The 17,520-nt window shown below is 69.2% G+C and carries 15 protein-coding genes; 1 reads left to right on the top strand and 14 read right to left on the bottom strand.

The annotated features are described in order from the left end of the window. Window positions 1-8: 8 nt before the first annotated feature. The 13 genes from P7L68_RS03770 to P7L68_RS03710 form a co-directional block, all read right to left on the bottom strand. Window positions 9-1,268 (bottom strand): ABC transporter permease, encoded by a 1,260-nt coding sequence (locus tag P7L68_RS03770; RefSeq protein ID WP_371999853.1) that lies wholly within the window; start codon window positions 1,266-1,268, stop codon window positions 9-11. A gap of 11 nt (window positions 1,269-1,279) precedes the next feature. Beyond that, window positions 1,280-2,014: an ABC transporter ATP-binding protein gene (locus P7L68_RS03765; protein ID WP_371999852.1), complete on the bottom strand. Its 735-nt coding sequence runs from the start codon at window positions 2,012-2,014 to the stop codon at window positions 1,280-1,282. Further along, complete coding sequence (locus P7L68_RS03760; protein ID WP_371999849.1) at window positions 2,014-4,146, bottom strand: vWA domain-containing protein; 2,133 nt, start codon at window positions 4,144-4,146, stop codon at window positions 2,014-2,016. The genes P7L68_RS03765 and P7L68_RS03760 overlap by 1 nt, the downstream gene beginning before the upstream one ends. A 7-nt stretch (window positions 4,147-4,153) precedes the next feature. Beyond that, the gene (locus tag P7L68_RS03755; RefSeq protein ID WP_371999848.1) at window positions 4,154-4,951 is read right to left on the bottom strand and encodes a hypothetical protein; all 798 of its coding nucleotides are present in this window, start codon (window positions 4,949-4,951) and stop codon (window positions 4,154-4,156) included. Between the two features lie 3 nt (window positions 4,952-4,954). Further along, a complete protein-coding gene (locus P7L68_RS03750) occupies window positions 4,955-7,954 on the bottom strand; it encodes a tubulin-like doman-containing protein (protein ID WP_371999846.1) in 3,000 nt (999 codons plus the stop codon). Between the two features lie 307 nt (window positions 7,955-8,261). Next, window positions 8,262-9,299, bottom strand: a complete 1,038-nt coding sequence (locus P7L68_RS03745; protein WP_371999844.1) for a FecR family protein — start codon at window positions 9,297-9,299, stop codon at window positions 8,262-8,264. A gap of 116 nt (window positions 9,300-9,415) precedes the next feature. Next, entirely contained in the window at window positions 9,416-9,928 is a 513-nt protein-coding gene (locus tag P7L68_RS03740; protein WP_371999842.1) for an RNA polymerase sigma factor, read from the bottom strand. An 87-nt stretch (window positions 9,929-10,015) separates the two neighbouring features. Continuing rightward, a complete protein-coding gene (locus P7L68_RS03735; RefSeq protein WP_371999840.1) occupies window positions 10,016-10,264 on the bottom strand; it encodes a glycoside hydrolase family 3 C-terminal domain-containing protein in 249 nt (82 codons plus the stop codon). Then, complete coding sequence (locus P7L68_RS03730) at window positions 10,249-11,832, bottom strand: glycoside hydrolase family 3 protein (protein ID WP_371999838.1); 1,584 nt, start codon at window positions 11,830-11,832, stop codon at window positions 10,249-10,251. The genes P7L68_RS03735 and P7L68_RS03730 overlap by 16 nt, the downstream gene beginning before the upstream one ends. Window positions 11,833-11,855: 23 nt before the next feature. Then, the gene (locus P7L68_RS03725) at window positions 11,856-12,170 is read right to left on the bottom strand and encodes a type II toxin-antitoxin system RelE/ParE family toxin (protein WP_371999837.1); all 315 of its coding nucleotides are present in this window, start codon (window positions 12,168-12,170) and stop codon (window positions 11,856-11,858) included. After that, window positions 12,171-12,422, bottom strand: a complete 252-nt coding sequence (locus tag P7L68_RS03720; protein ID WP_371999835.1) for a type II toxin-antitoxin system ParD family antitoxin — start codon at window positions 12,420-12,422, stop codon at window positions 12,171-12,173. Window positions 12,423-12,513: 91 nt separating this feature from the next. Next, window positions 12,514-12,684 (bottom strand): hypothetical protein, encoded by a 171-nt coding sequence (locus P7L68_RS03715; RefSeq protein WP_371999834.1) that lies wholly within the window; start codon window positions 12,682-12,684, stop codon window positions 12,514-12,516. A 118-nt stretch (window positions 12,685-12,802) separates the two neighbouring features. After that, entirely contained in the window at window positions 12,803-13,087 is a 285-nt protein-coding gene (locus P7L68_RS03710) for a hypothetical protein (protein ID WP_371999832.1), read from the bottom strand. Window positions 13,088-13,294: 207 nt separating this feature from the next. Here P7L68_RS03710 and P7L68_RS03705 point away from each other — a divergent pair, with 207 nt between their 5' ends. After that, on the top strand, window positions 13,295-14,278 hold the full coding sequence (locus P7L68_RS03705; RefSeq protein ID WP_371999831.1) for a GNAT family N-acetyltransferase: 984 nt from the start codon (window positions 13,295-13,297) through the stop codon (window positions 14,276-14,278). Here P7L68_RS03705 and lanM read toward each other — a convergent pair. Then, complete coding sequence (lanM, locus tag P7L68_RS03700) at window positions 14,253-17,450, bottom strand: type 2 lanthipeptide synthetase LanM (RefSeq protein WP_371999829.1); 3,198 nt, start codon at window positions 17,448-17,450, stop codon at window positions 14,253-14,255. The genes P7L68_RS03705 and lanM overlap by 26 nt on opposite strands. Between the last annotated feature and the right edge of the window lie 70 nt (window positions 17,451-17,520).

Genomic DNA, 17,520 nt, shown 5'->3' with positions numbered 1-17,520 from the left:
TCCTTTCGTCATTGATCGCGCAGCCCCTGTGCCGGCGACACCCGCATGGCCCGCCAGGCCGCAAAAAACGAGGCCAGAACCGCCGCCCCGGTCGACCCCGCGATCGCGATCGCCAGATGTTCCCAGGTCAGGCGGGATACCACGTCACTGAAGCCCAGCTGCTGCTGAAACACCGCGTTGATCGCCGGCTCCAGCGCGTAATAGACCCCGATCGCCACGGCCGATCCGGCCAGGGCGGTGATCAGCGCATGCACCAGGGGGAACAGGCCGATGCTGAGCGACTGAAAACCGACCAGACGCAGCAGCCCGAACTGCCGGGTTCTGGTTTCCATCGTCGCCGCAAGGCTCACGGCCAGGCTGACCAGATAGCCGCCGCCGCCCAGAACGGCGATGATCAGGAACACGAAGGTCAACCCGGTGTCGAAACGCTGGATCAGCCGGATGTCGCTCAGCCGCGTCAGGGTGTCGATATGTTCCGCCGCCAGATGATCGCGCAGCCCCTCTACCTGATCGACGTCCCCCGCATAGATCCGGAAGCTGGCGAAGGTGCGCGGGTCCTCGGGCGGTGCGGTGCCGGTGCCGCCGATCAGCGGCGCCGCCATGCCCTCGCGATAGCGTTCGGTTTCCAGCAGCAGGTCAAGCGGCACAAAGGCCGCATCACGTTCGAAGGCCTCGGTGGGCAGCACCCCCACCACCGTCAGATCAAGCGCCAGCGTCTCGCGCCGGTCGTCCACGCTCCGTCCGATCTCCCCCGGTACCGTGTCGCCGGCGGCAAGCCCCAGTTTCTCGGCCGCGCGCCGGCTCAACACCACTTTCGTCAGCGTCTCGGGGATGGGAATCCCGGCCGGAAACAGCGGGTCGCCGGGGGCGGTGGGGATCATCTCGGTGTCCAACGGCGCCACGCGCCCGCCGTCGCCAAGCCGGATGGTGGCGGTCAGATAGCGGGTATTGGGCACCAGAAAGGCCACATCGTCACGGTCGCGCAGCCGGTCGAACCAGGCGTCGTCCAGCCGGAACTGACCCACCGGGCGCAGTTCGCGCATCTGCGGGTGGCTGCGCAACTGCTCACGCAGGCCGCTGACGATGCCGAATTTCAGCCCGAACAGCACCAGCAGCGGGGCCAGCACCGCCGCCATGGCCAGCACCATGCACAGCACCAGGCGCCGATCCATGCGGATGTCGCGCAGCGCCAGGCCGATCGCCAGCCCGCCCATGCGCAGCGCCGTCCACACCCGGCCGGACGGCCGCCCGACCAGAGACCGCAGCATGGCCGCCGCCATCATGTTCCGAACCGGGCGCGCACCACCCCCTCCCGTTCGGTGGGGACCATGGCATGTGGAATGCGCCGCAGCCCCAACCGGTCCACGCGATCCCAGTCATGGGTGGCGATAATCGCGGTCACGCCGTTGCGGCGCGCCTCGTCGACGAACAGGCTCAACACCAGATCGGCATTCTCGGGGTCCAGCGCCGCCGTCGGCTCGTCGGCGATCACCACATCCGGGCCATGGGCCAGTGCCCGGGCGATCGCCACGCGCTGGCGTTCCCCCACCGACAGGTCGGCCGGGCACTTGTCCAGCTGCGGGGTGATGCCCAACCGGTCGATCAGGGCCAGAACCTCGGCCACGCGCCGCTGGCCCAGCAGGGCCGGGCTCAGCATCACATTGCGGCGCACGTCCAGATAGGGCAGCAGGCCGCCCACCTGCGGCACATATCCGACATGGCGCCGGCGCAGGGCGGTCAACCGGTCCAGCCCCCGGCGACGGGCCAGGGCGGCGACATCGACCGGCGGGCCGACGCGCGGCCTGAACACGAAGCCCGTCTCCACCCTCAGCGGCGGCAGAATGAAGGCCAGGATGTCGAGCAGCGTGCTCTTGCCGCAGCCGCTGGCGCCGGTGACCGCCACCACCTCTCCCGGGGCCAGCGACATCTCAGCGATCTCCACCTCGAACACCGCCCGGCCCGAGCGACGCTCTGCAACCACACCCTGCAGGTGGAACACCGGCGCAGCCGACATCAGGGCAACCGCTCCAGGCTGACGGCGCAGACCTCCAGCCCTGGGTCGCCCCGCCTGAACGGCTGGCCGGGGATCCGCGGCGTCATATCTGTCCAGCAGTCCGATGCGCTCAGTTCGCGATAGGCGTTCAACTTATACTTGATGCTGCCGAGAATCGCCGTCTGGGGCTGCGTCCCCATATTCAGCCAGTCCTGCAGCGTCAGGTTCAGCAGCTGGGGTGTGTAGGGCAGCCGATTCAGAAAGGCCTGCAGCTTCTCGCGTGAAAGCTTGGGCTGCCCGTTCAGATTGGGGTCCACCGCGGTTCTGGCGCTCACGCTTTGTATGGCATCGAGCACTTGGCTGGGGTCGGCACCCCCGGCCTGCGCCTCCAGAACAACGGCTTCCAGCTCCTGCCCCAGCGCGTTCAGCTGGTTGCGGGTCAGAAAGACCGATGCCCTTAAGGCCATCCGGTCGGGATTGGCCAGATCCTGGTCCGCCGCCCAGGCCTCGAAGAACTGCGGGGCCCTGCCCCCCTGAACCCGCCCCAGGAAGCGCTGCTGAACATTGAACATCTTGTTGACGATCAGATCGCCGATCGGCTGGGTCTCGGGATCGGGGTTCAGCGGCACGGAAAGCTGCGTCAGCTTCTCTCCCCTCTCCCACTTTTTCACGGTCGTGATGACCTCGCCGATGGCCTCTCGAATGATCTTGTCGTACATCTCGACATCGTCGGCCGCGACGGATTTGTAGTTGTTCGTCTGCCCCTGATCCATGGCGAGAAGACGGTACTGCTCGGTTGCAGGCCCGACATTGTTCCGGGCCTGGGCCTCTTTCGAGATCAGGTGAATCGGAAAGATGGTCACATCCTTCCCGGCGGCATCGGCGTGGATGGCGGCCAGATCGACGCCCGGATACTTCGACTGCGGATCGCCCGCCGGCAGGGCGCCGGCATCGGTGATCAGGAAGATGAACCGGGCGTCGGCATCCTCCCAGACCATCCGCTCCGCGGGTCCGAGATCGGCATTCTGCCCACCCAGCGCCTCGTAAAGGCCGGCGATGGCGTCCTCGCTGAAGCTGCGGGTGGATACGCGCGCCGGCTTCACGGCCCCCATCCGATCCAGCAGGCGGCCCGGCTCTGCGCCGCATGTCAACGGCTGGAACACCCGGGTGACATATTCCAGCTGCGATTTCTGCGGCTCGCGGCTCATATCGTTGCGATAGGCGATCAGCCCGAAACTGGTCCGGTCAAGAAGGCCGACCGCCTTCAGCTCGTCATGGGCGATCTGCACCGCTTCTCTCAGCCGCTCGATATAGGGGCCCATCGAGATGGTGGTGTCGACCACGAACACGATGCCGGTCCGGATATGGCGAAGCGCCGCCCTTTCGTCCGTCGTCGGTATAAGGGTTCCGTCGCAGGTTTTCACCGAGGGCGGCGGCGGTGGGGGGCCGGCGTGACGGTTCAGGCTGGCGATCTCCAACAGCTGGACGCCGAGTTTTCTGCTGCGCTGGAAGCTCAGCACCGGCATCAGATAGCCCGCCTCGGTGGCCCGGGCGCCACCCACAACACCGCCGGTTTCCTCGAAGGACAGAACGCCGTCTTCGCCACGCCCCTGGCGCGCGGCCTCGATCAGATTGTTTACGATCCTCTCCCTGTCACGGGCCCTCAGCACCGCGTTCACCGCTTCGGGCTCTTCGAAGAACAGCAACGGGCCCCGCTGGCCGACCGGGGCGTATTCCATCACCAGCATGGTCGACCAGGGCACGGTCAGGTCCGCCGGCAGCCAGGCCCGTCCGTCACCATAGATATTGTCCGCCACCTCTACCCAGTCCTGCCCGCGGACCTGGCTGTGCCCATAGACGTAATAGACCGAGAACACCGGCGGGCGGCGGCCAGTGGTCGTCGCGGTATCCGGGCTGCGATGCAGTTCGGCACCGGGCAGGGACAGCACCCGCTGATAGAAATCCGAGCCTTCAATCTCGGTCAGTGGCCCGCCCGCCGTCGCAGATTGTGCCCGGGCGATCTCGGGCGACAGCAGGGCGATCACGAACAGGGCCAGGGCCAGATGAGCCAGGGCCAGATGAGCCAGAGCCAGATGGACCAGGGTCAGATGGCGCACCGGCGCGGCCGCGGGGGCCGAACGGATCATCGTCATGCGCCGGTCACTCCCCTCGATCGGCCTGGTCATGGGCAGATATGCACGCATCGGGCGGAGCGGACGTGTCCTTCCATCCGTCCAGCAGGTCATAAGCCGCGGCCTGCGGCAGGACCGCACTCTTGCCTTCCGGATTGTTCACATGCGCGGTCACCCATGCCTTGAGATTGGCCAGCCCTCGGGCAGCCGCGGCGGCCTGCTCGGGATAGTTCAGGGCGCAGCGATACCAGAGATAGGCCGGCTCGGCTTTAGGCACGCCGCTGCTCCCGGTCCGGGTCGGATCATAGGTCTGGGCGACGTCCAGCACCGCCGCCGTGTCGCCATGTCTGGCCGCGATCCACAGCAAGTGCATCGCCGATCCCGGATCGCCGCACTCGTCCCTGAGCAGGAGCGCGGTGCGGCGGGCGTCCGCAGCGTCCAGATCCGGCCTCTTCGCCAGGGCGGCGATGGCGACGCCACGTTCTTCCAGGGGGGTCTTGCAGGTCAGGGGCGGCGGCCCGCAATCGAACAGGCACAGCTGCCCCAGACCCCCACGCCACAGCAGCACCCCGCCGACGATCGTCGTTGCGGCGATCAGCCCTCCCAGGGCATAAATCAGGCCTGCCCCCTTCAGAAACCGCCGCATAATCTGCAGCGGGTCGTTCTTCTGGGGTGCCGGGATCAGGTAATCGCCACAGTCGGGGCAGAAATCACTGTCGGCGCTGGTCTGGAACGGCTTGCCTGATGAGGCCTTCTGGCATAGGGCGCCCGAAGGCAATGGATTCGGGTTAACACACTTCACCCACTTACTCGGACCCCGCGCCATGCGTCACTCCACCGTCAGAATCCGGTCGAAGATCTCCGTCGCCGCGGCGCGGTGAAGGATATAGGCGTCGCTGCGCCGGCCGTCGGGTTCAGCGGCTTCAAGCTCTTCCAGCCAGGTCAGCACGCCGTCGCGCAGCTCCTGCCGCGCATCGACATGACGATAGTCACGGGCCAGCAGCCGCTGGCAGTGATTACGAAGCTGCACCAGTTCACGGGGGCGGATCAGCTCGTGGGCGGTAAAACGGTTGCGGCCCAGCACGATGTCGTCATTGGGCAGGCCGTCGTCACGGGTGGTCTCCGCCACCACCTCCCTGACGCCGCGGCCGTTGGTGATCTCTCTCAACACCCCCAGCTGCCAGGCGGTGATCAGCCAGGGCAGGCTGTTCAAGCCGCCCGCACCTGCAATGAACAGATCGGGCAGGTCCGCCGCCGCATCTTCGGTGTGCAGCTCCAGCCGGCCCAGATCGCCCTGTGCCCTCAGCCGGTCCCGATAGCGATCGCGCAGCAGCGGTAGAATCGCCAGATGCCGCACGGGGAAATTGCCGATGAACGACACGATCGACAATTCGTGCGGCCGGGCGCTGTAGGCTTGCGGCGGCAGCACGCTGGTGCTCGCCGCGCGGAACGCCGCGTCCAGCCGGGCCAGGAATTCGGCATGATCGGGCTCGTCGGGTCGGTTGACGATGATGGTGCTGGTCACCATCCTCTCCCCATCCTCGGCGCCGGCATCCCGGCCCACCTTGCCGCGTTCCACCAGGCTGAAGGGGGCGAACACCCCGGCGGCATTGACCAGATCGACACAGAACCGGGTCAGCCCCTCATCTCCTCTGTTGCCGAACCGGTCGCGCAGCCGCCGGATCAGCGAGACGTTCAGGATCCGGTCACGATCCAGTGCCACGTTCAGGTCGTGGGCGGCCTTGGCCTGGCTGGCGGCCACCTGGCGCACCACACCCGACAGGGCACCGTGGGCCAGCGCCTCGTTCAGACGTTCCAGCCGCGGATCCTCGCCCAGGCGCTCGACGCCCAGAAGGGCTTCCCGCACCGCCTGCGCCAGCACATTCATGGTGGCCTGGTTGATGCACAGCCGCCTCACGACCTCCCTCACCGGCTCGGGCTCGTAGAACTTCACGAAGATGTTCTTCAGGTCGCCGGCCTGCGGATCGTTCAGACGGGCGGCGATTTCCCTGCCCAGCTGCTCCATCTCGTCGTCGAACCGGGTCCGGACACGGCGCAGGCTGCCTTCCAGCGCGTTCAGTTCGTTGATGGTCTGCCGCATCAGATCCTGCGCATACCGCGTCGCCTCCAGCTTGGTCCGGGCGGTGTAAAGATCGATGCAGCTTTGGGTGTAGCGCTCGAAGATGCCCCGCCACTGCAGCCGCCGGCCGATCAGCCCCAGCCGGCCCCAGGCCGTCAGCTCGGCCGCACAGGCCGCCTCGGCGTCGCCGACATCGCCGCGGATCTGCACAATCACGCCGTCACTGCGCGACAACCGATCGTCGATATCGGCCCGCAGGCGCTGAACGATCGTCAGGATCTCGGTCAGCGAATACAAACCGCTGTGCCAGTTGTCCAGCAGCTCGCGCTCGATATCCCGGACCAGCAGACGCGCCGTTTCCATCCGGCCGTTGCCGCGGACCTCGTAATAGCCCCCCACACCTTCGCGGCGATATCCCAGGCGGTAATGGGCCTCGAACTGCGTCCGAAGTTCGCCGAAGGTTTCGGCATGGTCCAGCTCGGCCACGACCGGCGCCACCCGGGCGCTGAACTGCTGCCATTCGTCGGGGATGGTGTCCTGCCAGTGGCGGGTGCGCTTGGCTTCGAAATCCTGTGCCAGCACGGGGGCCACGCCGGCGAAATGATCGCTGGTGATCCGCCAGCGGCCCTGATTGTCGGGGTCGCGCACGATCTGGTCGTAATTCAGCGCCCGCGCTTCGTTGCGATAGCCGGCCGTGTCGCTCCAGTTGTTGTAGACCAGCTGGTTCAGGGCGCTCAGGGCAAAGCGATAGCTGAGATATTCGGTGATCTCTTCCTCGGGCACCGCCACGCGCTTGATGCCGAAGGCATAGAAATTCCGTGCCCGCGCGGGGACGTCGCTTCCCGGAATGGTTTCGGGATTGGCCCCGTGATTTTCCAGCGATTCGACGGGCGATTCGCCCACCGAGGTGATCTTGTCGAACAGATAGTCCGACACGATCACGGGCAGTTCATGCTGGACATTGATCGTCCGGCCCTGCTCGTTCTCGTTGGTGACGACGTAGACGCCCTTGAAGCGGCTGTCCCGACAGTTGATCCGCCGGCCGGACCCGCAGACGTCATAGGGCTGGTACTGGCCCAGCATCATCGCGTTCAGCTCCATCAGCGCGGCATAGCCGTTGGCATGATAGGAACCGCTGTCCCAGTTGGCGGGCGGATTGGCATCGGGCAGAATCGCATAGACGATCACCCGGTCGTGGTGGCTGGCGGAATTGGCGATCAGCTGGGCGATCACGTCGACGATGGCACCACCGCCGGTGCCGCCGGCCAGGCCGCAGACCACATGATAGGTCACGCCGGTCTGCTGGTGGCGCTGGGTCAGTTCGCGGGTCAGATGCCTGACCTTCTCGCGGAAAGCTTCGCCGTTGCAGGCGAAGAGAAACCGCCCCAGCCGCCGGCGCTGGCCGCCGGCGCCGGCATTGACCACATTGGCCGGAACCAGCCGCCACACCTTGCGCTCGCCGATCCACGGCTGAAGCCCCGGATAGTTCTGAATGTTGTTCAGGCGGGCCTGCAGCTCCTGCTGCCCGATCCTCAACTGACTGGCCGGCGGCAGCTGGACATTGGTGCCCAGTACCTCCCAGCTCCTGTCGTTCAGGCTCATCATCTCGTCGCTGGAGTCGACATACAGGTACTCCAGGCCGATATCCGGGATCCGGTGGCCGCCGAAATCCTGGAAGATTCGCTTACGTAACGATCTGATAACGCGACCGCCGGTACCACCGATACCGATTACGAAATGATTAGCCATCGGCAACCTTCGCCCCAGCCTATTGGTAGGTGCAAGAATGATGGCCTGAAACGAGAGTTTTGAAAACCCACGTCATGCACGCACATTCTCACGTCATCACTTATACATACTATCGTAATCAATCGTCGGGAGAAAAATCTGCGCCGCATGACATCTTTTTCATCATGCTTTATCTCTTTATCGGGGCATAATGAAAGTTTGACACCCTTATAGAGCGTATGAATAACAACGCGCAAGCCCTTGCCCGTGCTTCATGTTTAAACGTGCTCATTATTTTAGTGAGAGAAATGGAGACCGATGGCGCCGCTCAGCGCCGCGTGATCACCACCGGCCCGCCCGGCAGGCGGTGCACGGCCAGGCCCAGCGCCGCCGCCAGGCGATCGAGCGCGGCATCACCGCCGCCATCCAGGTTGAGGCTGGCGCTCACCCGCATTGCCGCAAGATCCGGATCGGGGATGAAGCTGGCGCCGCCGCGATGGGCATCGATCATCGCCACCGCATCCTCCAGCCGGCGGCCGTCGATCAGCAGCACGCCGCGGGTCCAGGCGGCGATGCGGTCGGGATCGATCCGGTCCAGCGCCATCTCGCCATGGCCGAAGGTCAGCCGGTCGCCCGGCCCCAGCTGATAGCGGCCGGGGTCCTGCCGTGGCTCATGGGGAACCGCCACCTGCACCCGGCCGTGCAGAACCGCGACCGAGACCGTCCCGCTCGGCCGGCGCTCCACCGTGAAACCGGTGCCCAGCACCAGGGCGCGGACGGTGCCCGCGGTCACGGTGAAGGGGCGGTCGGGATCGCGCGCCACCTCGACCAGCAGCCGGCCGCGGGCCAGGATCACGTCGCGCCGGTCGCCCGCCATGGCAAGATCCACCGCCGAGGCGGCGTCCAGAACCATCCGGCTGCCATCGGCCAGCAGCAGTTCGCGGCGCTCCCCCACCCCGGTCGCCACGTCGTGGGTCAGGTTCAGGATCGCCCCCTGCCAGTGGCCGCGGGTGGCGAGGGCGCCATAGCCGATCACCGCCGCCATCAGCACAGAGGCGGCCAGCGCCTTCAGCGCCGATCGCCGGCGCTGCGGCCGCGGCCGGCCGGGTGTGCGCATCGCCGCCGGCCGGCCGGCCACCTCCACCGCCAGGGCGTCGGCATCGGACCACACGCTCTCGATCCGGCGGGCAATGGCTTCATGATCGGGGGAAAGGCGTCGCCAGCCGGCCCAGGCGCGGGCCGCCGCACCGTCGGGGTCGTCGCCGGACGTTGCGCGGGCATAGAGTTCCCATCCCTGCTCCTCGTCGACAGGAGCGGGCCGGCCGTCATGTCCGTCGCCTTGGGAAGAGGAATGCTCGCCGGCCATGCCCTCGTCGTCGCCGCCCTTCTGGTGGCGGACCCGGCGCAGGGGCGCGGGTCCGGCGGCTCCAAGTTCTAGCGGAAGGTCCGGATCACCGCAAGCAACCGGCGGGTGGCACCGGCTCAGCCGTCATGGCCGGCGGCGTCCAGGCGGTCGCGGAAATGGCGCATGGCGCGGATGACGTGCTTCTCCACCATGTTCCGGCTGATGCCCAGCCGCTCGGCGACATCGGCATGGCTCAACCCGTCGAGCTTGTGCAGTACGAAGACTTCGCGGCAGCGGGGCGGCAGCTCGTCGATGGCACCGCGCAGCAGCGCCAGACGCTCGCGCTGCTCGATGCTGCGTTCCACCGACGGCACCGGCACCTCCACCGCCTCGGGCGCATCGTCCAGCGCCACGAAGCGGCGGCGTTCGCGCGTTTCGCGACGCAGGATGTCGAGCGCGATATTGGTCGCAACCCGGAAGATGTAGGCGCGCGGGTGACGCACCGTCCCGGTCGCCGGCCGGGCGGCGCCCGACAGCCGGACGCAGGCGTCCTGCACGGCCTCTGCCGCCAGCATGTCGCATCCGAAGCGCTGTCTCAGATAGCGCCTCAGTTCGCTCTGGCTGTCGACGAGCAGTTGATCGAGCGTCATGCCGCCGCTCCGGAAATCATGGGGGCTCTCGCCGTCAGCGACTGTGCCTCTTTTGAGAATGATTATCAATAGCGTGAATTGGCATCCTCATTCCGGAATCCGGACCGTGTCGCCGGCCTCCGGCCAGGCCATCGGCAGACGGCCGGTGAAGGGGTGGGCAACGGTTCCGTCGGCTGCGCGAAACAGCATATCCGCCACGCCCGCGCCCTCGCTGCCCGGCAGCCAGGCCAGAACGAAGGCATCGGATGCCGCCAGTTCGGGCCCCACGAACAGGGGGCGGCCCGACAGGAAGACGCTGACCACCGGCAGGCCCTGCGCCTTCAGCGCGTCCAGCATCGCCCGGCTCCGGCCCTGGTCGTGGCGGCCGAAATCCAGATCCGGGCGGTCGCCGGCCATCTCGGCATAGGGGGTTCGCCGAAGACCGCGATCACCACATCCGGACGGGTGGCGAAGCGGCCGTCGGGCGCCAGTTCGGCGCTGCCGCCGGCCCGGGCAACCGCCTGCGCGATGCCGCCGAAGATCGAGGTCGCGCCCGGGAACAGGTGGTTGCGGCCGGTGCCGCCCTGCCAGTCCAGCGTCCAGCCACCGGATTGCATGCCGATATCATCCGCGCCCGGCCCCACCACGCCCACCCGAAGGTCGGCGCGCAACGGCAGCAGGCCGTCCTCGTTTTTCAGCAGCACCAGGCTGCGGCGCACCGCCTCGCGCGCCAGGGCGCGATGGGCCGCGGCACCCGGTTCGGGCAGGCCGGCGGCGCGCAGCGACGGGGCCGGCTTCTCGAACAGGCCGTAGCGGATCTTGACCCGCAGGATCCGCCGCACCGCATCCTCCAGCCGGGCCGCGGGGATGTCGCCCGTCTGCACCCGCCGGACGGTATCCTGAAACAGCCCCCGCCAGTCGGTGGCGGCCATGAACATGTCGAGCCCGGCATTCATCGCCGCGGGGCAGCTGCCCGGGGTGCAGCCGGGCAATGCGGCATGGCCGTCCCAGTCGCCCAGCAGAATGCCGTCGAAACCCATCCGCTGTTTCAGCACCCGGGTCAGCAGCCCGTGATGGCCATGCAGGGCGGCGCCGTTCCATGACGAGAACGAGGCCATCACCGTCTGCACCCCCGCGGTCAGGGCCGGCGGATAGCCGGCGCCGTGGATGTCGCGCAACACAACCTCTGGCAGTTGCGTATCACCACGATCAATGCCTTTGGTGGTGCCGCCATCACCGATGAAATGTTTGGCGGTGGCGATCACCCGGCCATCTTTCAGGAAATCGCGGCCCGGGACATGGGGCTCCACCGGCCCCTGCAACCCCTCGACCGCTGCCCCCGCCAGCCGGGCGACCAGAGCAGGGTCGCTGCCGAAGCTTTCATAGGCACGCCCCCAGCGGGCATCGCGGGCCACCGCCAGCGTCGGGCCGAAGCTCCAGTCCAGGCCGGTCGCCGCCACCTCGGCCGCGATCGCCCGGCCCACCCGGCGCACCAGATCAGGGTCGCCCGCCGCCCCCAGCGCGATGTTGTGCGGGAAGACCGTGGCCCCGATCAGCCGGTTGTGGCCATGGACCGCATCGGTGCCCCAGATCACCGGAATGCCGCTGCCCGCCAGCGATGCCGCATGATATGCATCCGCCGCCGCCAGCCAGCGCTCGCGCGGCACCAGCCCGGTACCGCCGGGGGAGGAATTGCCCCCGGCGAACAGCGCCCCCAGCGGCCAGCGCGCCAGATCGTCGGGGGTTACCTCCGCCACATCGGCCATGATCGTCTGGCCGACCTTTTCCTCCAGCGTCATCCGCGCCAGAAGGGCATCGATCCGCGCCTCCAGCACCGGATCGGCCGCCAGCGCCCGCGCCGGCACCGGCCAGATGTCCGGCCGCACCGCCGCACCGGCGCCGCCGGCCGTCAGCGCCAGCGCCATCAGGGCTGCGGCCAGACGCGCCCTCAGAGCGGCAGCTCTTCGAAAAAATGCCCGTCGATGTCGCGATGGCCTTCCAGCACGGTCACCACCTCGAACCGGTCATCGATGTAGCGGAAGAAGATGACATAGCCGCGATGGACAAAGCTGCGCAGGCCGGCGGCCAGCTCGGGCCGGGGCCGGCCCATCAGGCCGGGCAGGCTGGCCAGATGCTCGCACTTCATCACCAGATCAGCGGCGAAGGCTTCGGCCATGGCCGCATCCTGGCTTCGCTGCATCACATAAGCCGCGATCGCCGCTAATTCCCGCACGGCTGGGGTCAACAGAATCAGGCGCGGCACTCAGCGTGAGCCCTGACCGGATCCGATCTCCGCCACCGCCGCAGCGATTGCCCGGCGGGCATCAGCAGCGCTGTTTTCTCCGCCTTCGGCGATCGCCGCCTGAATGGTGTCGCGTAGCGCCTTCAGCCTGGCCTCGCGCTCTTCCACCAGGCGCAGGCCTTCGCGCACCACCTCACTGGCCGAGGCATAGCGGCCTTCCTCAACCACGCTGTCGACGAAACTTTCCCAGCGCGCACCGATCGACACGTTCATGGGAGCTGACCCTCCGGAGGATTGGTCTTCAATCCTAACAAGATGTCAGTTTTTGCACAATTAATAGCATCGAACCGCAAGCCCCTTGCGCCTACCTGCCTGCCGGACCTGCTGCCGTTCGTGCCGGCGCCTTGCGCAGCCGCGCCTCTTCGGCATCCAGCAGGCGATCCATCTCCTCTTCGCCGACACCGTCGCCCTCGGCAATGGCGGCCTGGATGGTCTCATGCAGTGCCTTCAGCTTCGCCTTACGCGCCTCGGTCATGGATGCCGGCCCTCCGGATGGGGTGGATCCCGATCCTGGCAGGCGGGCGGGGACGGCGCAATCGGGGCAGCGGCCCGACAGACGGCCGGTGCCGTCGTCGGGCCGGCGGGCGATCCGGTCAGGCAGCGCCCGCGGGGCGGCATACGCCGCCATGCCAGCTGATCGCGGCGGCGGAAACAGATGCATCGACATCGATGCAATCCTCGGCCACGCAGCCGGGCACGCGGAAGGTCACTGCCGCGGCAGAAACAGATGCATCGGCATCAATGCAACCCCGGCCATTGGTGGCGGTGAAATAGGGGCCGGCCGCCAGGGGCTCGTCGGCACCGGTGGTGAGGCTGGCGGCGGGCAGCGCGCCGCCGGTCTGGCGCCAGGCGGCCATCATGTCGGTCGTGGTCTGCATCATCATCGCTCCTGAAAGTCTGAACCCGGCGCCGGGCTGTACGCCCGGACGCGCCCCGATCATCGGTCACGACCCGCCCCGCCGCAGCGTCGGGATGGCGGGCGGGCGACGGCGGTTTACCGCCCCGCCTCTGCCGCGCCCGCCCCGCCCGCTCAACCCGGCATGATCGGGTGGAGAGGCACCACGGCAGGATGGCGGATGACCCGCATGAACGACCTCCCCCTCACCCGCGTCGACGACACCACGCTGCCGGCCTTCGCCGCTTTCCTCATGGCCAAGGCAGCCCCGGATGTGCGGGATTATCTGGCGAAAACCGACCTCAGATCGCTGTTTCTGGACCGGCAGGGCGCCGAAGCCTGGCTGCAGGGCGACCCCCAGGCCCCGGCGGCGGCGGTGACCCTGGTGCGGGCGCCGCGCCATGACGGCTGCATCATCGTCTCGGCGCAGATCCTGACTGCCAGCGGCGGGCTTGCGGCGGCGGACGCCTGTCTGGAGGTGTTTCTGGACCGGGAAGACCGGATCGCCCCGGCGGCGCGGCTTTACCGGATCACGGAACAGACCCACCAGCCGACCCCGGCCGCGCGGCTCGCCGCCCGGGGCTTCACCCGCATCCCGGGGCTTTGCGAGTACCGCCGCCCGGCCGGCCCGCCCCGGCCGGGGGAATTCGTTCTGGCGGATCAGGCGCTCGACGCCGGCTATGGACTTGCGCTGTTCGACGATCCGGCACAGCCGCCGGATCAGGCGGTGGCGGACCGGGTGGCCGCCATCCACAACCGTACCCTCGGCGCGCGCGGGTCGGTGGCCGACTGGACGGCGGATGTGGTGCAGGGCCGTCTGTCACAGCCGGGAAGCGGGCTGATCGTCGCCCGGCGGGGCGGCGAGATCGCCGGCCATATTCTGTTCCAGCAGATGGAGGGCAGCATTCTGGTGATCGAGGCCTGTCTGGCCCGCGCCCATTGGCGAAGCGGCGCCGTCGACGCCATGTGCCGGCTGATGGCCGAGCGGGTCTCGGCGCCGCGCGGGCTGGACGTCGTGGCCTGTGCCGACGTCACCAACGCCGCATCACGCCGCGCGATGGACCGCGCCGGCATGGCGCTGATCGCCGAACATCATCTCTGGGAATGCCGGATCGGGGCCGGGGTGGAGATGTTCCCCGGACCCGCCGTCATTCAAGGGCCAGCACCGGCGTGATCAGCCGGGGGCAGAGCCGTTCCAGCAGCACCTGCCCCACCCCCGCCAGCCCCTGCATCAGCCCGGGGCGGAGATGCGGCGTGGCGCCGGCCAGCGCAAAGCCGTCGGGCGTGCCGGCGCGCGCCAGCCAGGCCGCCAGCCGCCGGTCGGCCAGCTGCATCAGCGCCGCATCCCCCCGCGCCCGCGCCGCCTGGATCAGCAGCGACAGCCGCCCGGCCTGGCCGCAGCACAGATTGTCGCGCCCGCCGTCGGCGGTGTTGCAGCTGCAGGCGATGGCATGGTCCAGATCCCGCGCCGCCGCGCCGTCGTCCAGCACGCCATCGTCCAGAACGGCCAGGGCCGCGAGCCGCCCGAAGCCGATGCCGGTGGCGCCGTGGCACCATTGCACCGGAAAGGTGATCCGGTCCGGGCGGCGCAGGTCGGGCCAGTTGCCGCGCCCGGCATCGAACAAGCCGGTCTCGAAGGCGAGGCCCTGGCGCGCGGTTTCGGCAAAGCCCGCCTCCCCCGTCGCCGCGGCCAGCGCCGCCAGGGCCTGGACGATGCCGGCCGCGCCATGCGACTGGCCGGCGAGCGGACGGCCCGCCACCCCCGCCCAGCCGGCGCGCCCGTCGGCCGGAATGTGACGGCCGCAGGCGACCGCGCGCGCCAGAACCGCGTCATCCCCGGTTGCGCGATAAAGCGCGAGCAGCCCGCAGATCGCCCCCGCCGCGCCGCCGATCATGTCGAACACCCGGTCGGCGGCGATGGCCTGGGGCGTGATCCGGGCCGCCGCATGGCGGGCATCCTCCAGCAGATCCGGCCGGTCCAGCAGGCCGGCGATGCGGGTCAGCCCATAGACCACCCCGCCCCATCCGTCGAACCCGCCGATGCCATGCAGGCCGTCCGCCGCTTCGGGCAGCCCCGCCGCCAGCCGGTGGCGCAGCGGCGCCAGGGCCTCCAGCGCCAGCCCGCCCAGCACCTTGCGGCCCGCCGCATCCGTCGCCGCCGCACCGGCCAGGAACAGGGCGATGCCGATGCGGCCGTCGTAAAGATCATCGCCCAGAACTGCCGGCTTCAGCGCTTCGCCATCCGTCGAGATCCGCGTGCCGATCCAGGCCGCCGCCCCGCCGGCGCGGATCGCATCTTCCGCCAGCCGGCCCGCGATGGCATCCACCATCCGCCGGGCCGCCGCCGGATCGAAACCGCCCGCAGCCTCCGTCCAGGGCCGCGACGGCGGCAACACCGGCAGATCGGCGCCGGTCATCGCCTGGCGGATCAGGCCCGTATGCATGTCCAGCTCGGCGCAGATCCGGTCCAGCCGGGCCGCCAGGCGCGGCAGCACTGCCGGCTCCAGCAGGCCCTTCGCCACCTCCGCCCCGTCGGCGAAACAACCATCGGTAGCGCCGATGCCGGTGAAGACCGGCACGTCGTCGCGGGCCAGCGCGGTGCGTTCAGCGCCAGGCAGGTCCCAGCCGGCATCCTCGCCCGGTCCATCGCCCAGATCCCAGCGCGCCGTCCGGATCGGGCGTTCGAAATGGCGGCTCCAGGCGATGCCGTCGGTCTGGGCGCCGGGGTGGCGCGCCGCCTGGCGCAGCTGCTCGTAATAGCTGGTCGGGCGCAGCACATGGCGGATGCGGGCGGCGGCGAAACCGGCAAGCGGCCCCTCTGCCGCCAGCAGTTCGCGGCGGTTTCCGGCCAGAAAGTCGATCATCGCGCGATAGCCCGCGACCAGATCCGCCGCCCCCGCCCCCGGCATCGCCGGCCGGCCGTCGATGGTGATCGGGATGCCGGCGGTCGGCCGGGTCACGGTCTGCGCCTCGAAGGCCATGGCGTCGCGATTGACCGCCGTCCACCCGGTCAGCCGCACGGTCTCTTCGCCCACCGGGGCCAGCGCGCCCATCCGCACCGGCCGCCCGGCCAGCCGCTGTTCCCGCGGGAGCAGCCCCACCGCCAGCACCGAGCCCTCCAGCCGGCGCCGGGCCGCCTGGTCGGCGCGCAGCACGGGCACCGCCTCGGGCACCAGGGCAAGATCCGGCTGCAGCATCGCCTCAAGATCCACCGGCACCGGCACGCCGTCGTGAATGTGGATGTTCTCGTGATGCAGGTCGCTGCCGCGCAGCAGATGCATCACCGCCAGCAGCCCGCCGGCCCGGCGCCAGAATTCCGGCGCCTCTGCCGCGGTCAAGGCAGGCGCCTGGGGCACGAAGCCCATCCAGCCATGGCTGCCGCATTCCAGCACCGGGGCGGCCCCCAGCCTGACCGGCGCGCCCCTGGCCGCACACCACTGCACCAGATCGTGCCAGGCGGCCTCGGCGGCCAGCGATCGCGGCTTCCACACCAGGCGGGCGCCGTTTTCGAAGGTCAGCGCCATCACCCGCCGCCCGCCCTCATGCGGGTCCGACAGCTCGGTTGCGATCGCGGCCACCCGCCCGGCCCCGCGGCCGATCAGACCGTCGAGCCGGTCCCGATCCGCCGCCAGCCGTGCCAGAAAATCGCCGGTCGCGGCAATCCACTGGCCGCGGATCGTCGCCGCCAGGCGCAGCATCACCGGCCGGGCGGCGATCAGGTTCAGCAGCGGCCCTTCGCGCAGGGCGGCGGCAAAGCCTGCGACCAGCCCGCAGCCCTCCGGCGCCCCCGCGGGCATCAGCTCCGCCGGCCCGCCGCCGGCGCGGCGGTAGAAATCGAAACTTTCGAACAGGCTCTGGCCGGTCACCTCGGCCAGGCCACGCAGCAGCGCGATGTCCAGCGCCGCCAGCGCCACATCGGTGATCAGCCCCACAGGCGGTTCGCCCCGGGCCCGGCGCGCCTCCACCACCGCCGGCCAGAGCAGCCCGGCAAAGGGGATCTCGTCCCAGGCCGCAACCGGGCAGGGCCGGCCGCCATCCTGCCCGCCGATCAGCGCCGCCAGCAGCGGCCGGGCCTGATCGATCCAGCCGGGCAAGGCGCGCCCCGCCTTCAGCCGTACCGGTCCCAGCAGCGGCAGCACGGCCTCAAGCGTCAGGCCCCGACGGGTCAGCATGCGGGCGAACCGCGCCCGATCGCCCGATGTCGCCGCATCGACCCAGAGATCCAGCGCCGCCGCGGCCCGCGCCGCCGCGTCCGGGGCATCGACGGGGTCGAAACCGCCCGACAGACGTTCGTCGAGGCTGGCCGCGGCAGCGGCCAGGCCGGGCCAGTCCAGGTCAACGGCCATCACATCCCGGTATCCATCTCGTGGTTGGCAGGGCGTGGCGATCATATACTCAGGATCGGCCCTTCCCTGC

The organism is Tistrella mobilis, from assembly GCF_041468085.1.
Classification (GTDB): Bacteria; Pseudomonadota; Alphaproteobacteria; order Tistrellales; family Tistrellaceae; genus Tistrella; species Tistrella mobilis_A.
The sequence above is the reverse complement of the archived record's forward strand: the minus strand, read 5'-3'. Positions and strand labels throughout refer to the sequence as shown.

Bases quoted from the DNA above. Each gene is read 5' to 3' on its own strand.
- P7L68_RS03740 (WP_371999842.1), bottom strand. From the start codon at position 9,928: ATGACGCTCGATCAACTGCTCGTCGACAGCCAGAGCGAACTGAGGCGC.
- P7L68_RS03760 (WP_371999849.1), bottom strand. From the start codon at position 4,146: ATGACGATGATCCGTTCGGCCCCCGCGGCCGCGCCGGTGCGCCATCTG.
- P7L68_RS03735 (WP_371999840.1), bottom strand. From the start codon at position 10,264: ATGCTGGACGCGCTGAAGGCGCAGGGCCTGCCGGTGGTCAGCGTCTTC.
- P7L68_RS03710 (WP_371999832.1), bottom strand. From the start codon at position 13,087: ATGCAGACCACGACCGACATGATGGCCGCCTGGCGCCAGACCGGCGGC.
- lanM (WP_371999829.1), bottom strand. From the start codon at position 17,450: ATGGCCGTTGACCTGGACTGGCCCGGCCTGGCCGCTGCCGCGGCCAGC.
- P7L68_RS03715 (WP_371999834.1), bottom strand. From the start codon at position 12,684: ATGACCGAGGCGCGTAAGGCGAAGCTGAAGGCACTGCATGAGACCATC.
- P7L68_RS03765 (WP_371999852.1), bottom strand. From the start codon at position 2,014: ATGTCGGCTGCGCCGGTGTTCCACCTGCAGGGTGTGGTTGCAGAGCGT.
- P7L68_RS03720 (WP_371999835.1), bottom strand. From the start codon at position 12,422: ATGAACGTGTCGATCGGTGCGCGCTGGGAAAGTTTCGTCGACAGCGTG.
- P7L68_RS03750 (WP_371999846.1), bottom strand. From the start codon at position 7,954: ATGGCTAATCATTTCGTAATCGGTATCGGTGGTACCGGCGGTCGCGTT.
- P7L68_RS03705 (WP_371999831.1), top strand. From the start codon at position 13,295: ATGAACGACCTCCCCCTCACCCGCGTCGACGACACCACGCTGCCGGCC.
- P7L68_RS03755 (WP_371999848.1), bottom strand. From the start codon at position 4,951: ATGGCGCGGGGTCCGAGTAAGTGGGTGAAGTGTGTTAACCCGAATCCA.
- P7L68_RS03745 (WP_371999844.1), bottom strand. From the start codon at position 9,299: ATGGCCGGCGAGCATTCCTCTTCCCAAGGCGACGGACATGACGGCCGG.
- P7L68_RS03730 (WP_371999838.1), bottom strand. From the start codon at position 11,832: ATGGCGCTGGCGCTGACGGCCGGCGGCGCCGGTGCGGCGGTGCGGCCG.
- P7L68_RS03770 (WP_371999853.1), bottom strand. From the start codon at position 1,268: ATGCTGCGGTCTCTGGTCGGGCGGCCGTCCGGCCGGGTGTGGACGGCG.